2 protein-coding genes and 1 pseudogene are annotated in these 2,610 nt (G+C 32.1%); all 3 read right to left on the bottom strand.

Annotated elements, in window-relative coordinates; all coding sequences use genetic code 11:
• Positions 1-720: glycosyltransferase (locus J4685_RS22345; RefSeq protein WP_100658854.1), on the bottom strand; the 720-nt coding region annotated here is incomplete at its 3' end.
• Positions 721-1,294: 574 nt separating this feature from the next.
• Positions 1,295-2,296 carry a glycosyltransferase family 2 protein gene (locus J4685_RS22340; RefSeq protein ID WP_011233007.1) on the bottom strand — a complete coding sequence of 334 codons (1,002 nt, stop codon included), beginning with the start codon at positions 2,294-2,296 and terminating at the stop codon, positions 1,295-1,297.
• A 1-nt stretch (position 2,297) separates the two neighbouring features.
• Positions 2,298-2,610, bottom strand: a pseudogene (locus tag J4685_RS22335) (transporter); the annotation flags it as partial.

Genomic DNA, 2,610 nt, shown 5'->3' with positions numbered 1-2,610 from the left:
TTTATCTGTTAGTTTCAGATCAACGACCATTTGTTGGAGAGACATTGCATAGTCGGTACGACCACATACAATAATTAAATTATAAGAGTCAGACCAAACTTTTTTATTTTTTATGAATGAATGAATATTTTTATGTGGCCAACTTGCTCCAACAGCTAAAAAGTAATTCTCTTTTTCTTTTTTTTGTATAAAATCAGATTTACTAACGCTGTTATAAATTACTGATATTTTCTCACTATCTACATTATAAGTTTTAGCAATGCTATCTTTAACGGTATAAGATACCGTTAAAACATGCTTACATCGCTTAACAGACATTTTTAATAAAAAGCGAAAATACACTTTCTGAATAAGACTATCTGGATAATAAAAAGGTCTTATATCATGTATGGTTATCGTTTGGTTTCTCAGTAAGGGAATAGTGTGATGCGTAGTACACACCAATTTTTTATTACCAAACTTAATTAAAACCCTCAGCGCAAGCCAGTAACTATATACATACCATACTAATGGTCTAAGTCGCGATGTTTTTGATGTGTTGCTAACAATATTCGGAACAGTAACTACTGCATAACCGAGCTTTTCAAAATAATCAGCGTGTGCCTTGCTACAGATTATTGCGTCAACATCAGCTATTTCTCGCAGAGCCGTTAAAAATTTAATCGAGTATTGCCACATCCCCGTACCGCTTTTACCTAAACGTGATAGGTTAACGATCATTGAATAGCTCTCCGTTTTTCCATTCATGCTTGTATAGCGATTATCACAAGGACGACCAATAGTTATTAGGAAACATTTTCATTAAAATGAACCACGGATCATAATTAAAAATGAATAAGGAATCATATCCAAATAAATATAAGCAAGCCTTGTAATTATTATAAAATCACCATTAAAATCAGTTCATAATACTAAGCCAAATATTATACCAAGTAAAAATGCCACAAAAAATAGCATCTGTCATAATATACTCACTCTATGGTAAACACTAAGATATGCAAGAGCATAGTGAGCAAAAGAAAGAAAAGTAGGGTTTCCGACAAGCTCTAATTGCCACAAGTCTTAATTTTGAAATTGATAAATAGTCAAAAACAACCCCGGCCATACATATTATAGATACATATATAGCATCTGTTACTGTATCCGGAAAAGCAAGAGTATTTAAAGGTTCTAATTAAGGAAATTGCAAATAAATCATCCTACAAAACACGTATAAACTATACGCTAAATAGTCACGACAATAATAGCATAAGCATTTTTTACACTATAAACTCGATTTGTATTGATGTTGATACTATGAAAATATTTTTTTTATTACCATTTTTGCTAATTTTATTTTTTTAGTGTAGCTAGCCAGCCCTTTAAGACAAAATATTAAATTGGTGGCTATTTTCGGATATCCCAACTTCTTATAAAATGATGCAAGTTCAGCTCTATCGGTAGAATCACCATAACATGCCATAGCTAAAGAAGTATAAAACCAAGGACGCTCTTTTGTAAGAACCCGTCCAAATGAGATATATATTTTTGTATTGTTATTATAAAAATCCTCCCTCAGTTTTAAATAACCGATGAAATCAATTTTTATTCGACGAGCCTTCCCATTACTTTCGAATGTATCGTTACCTCCTCTGCAATCAACCAGTGGCAGTGATATGTACTGCAGGGTCGAATTCATATTGTTAATTATTCTTAATAAAATATATACATGCGCATAAGCTGTACCAATGTATGACTCGTCAAATAAGATGTCAGACCATTTATTCCTTTTCACTATAATAGAGCTTAAGTAGCTAAAAAGTCCGCCGACTGAGTTACATTTACTAAAGTACTCTATCAAATCAGCTTCATTGCTAAAAGAAAATAATCTACTGCCACCATTTAACCATCGCCGATGTGGATTAGATATTTTCGTCATTGAAATATCTAATTCTCGTCTGTCACATAAATAAATGTCACTTCCGGCAGCCAATTTATCTTCCATCAATGCAAGGGAATTTTTTGTAAGAATATCATCACTTCCGAAAATCCAACAATAATCTCCAGTCCCCATATTAACTGCAGATAAATAATTCCTATCTGGCCCAATATTTTCGTTATGCCTTTGATATAAAATTGGAAAATTAAATCTATCTCTCCAGATATTTATTGATTCTTCAGTTCCATCAGTTGATGCATTATCTGAAATACATACTTCTACAATTAAGGAGTGAGAAGATTGATTATTAATACTTTCAAGAAGGTCTTCAATGAATTTTACTCGATTATACGTTGGGATACAAAATGATACCTTCATATTATGCTAGCCTTTTACTCTTATACATATAATACACTGGCAATCCCCAAAAAACAGTTAGCGAGAACGATAAAATTAGTCCGTATAAAATACCAACTATTCCATAATGCTCTGCAAAATACCATTGAGTCACACCACCAATTAATGCCTGACACGGAACTATGAGCCAAAGAATTTTTAATTGGTTCATACTTTGAAGTAACATAGCAAATGTATCACACCAAACTCTTATACTAAAATACACAGCCAGTAAAACAAAAACAACCTCACTAATATTATAATCTATACCGTTAGCAATTATGCTATAGATATAA

It is taken from the genome of Salmonella sp. 32100201201700099SM, from assembly GCF_017572645.1.
Lineage (GTDB): Bacteria > Pseudomonadota > Gammaproteobacteria > Enterobacterales > Enterobacteriaceae > Salmonella > Salmonella enterica.
This window is presented reverse-complemented; position numbering and strand designations above follow the sequence as displayed.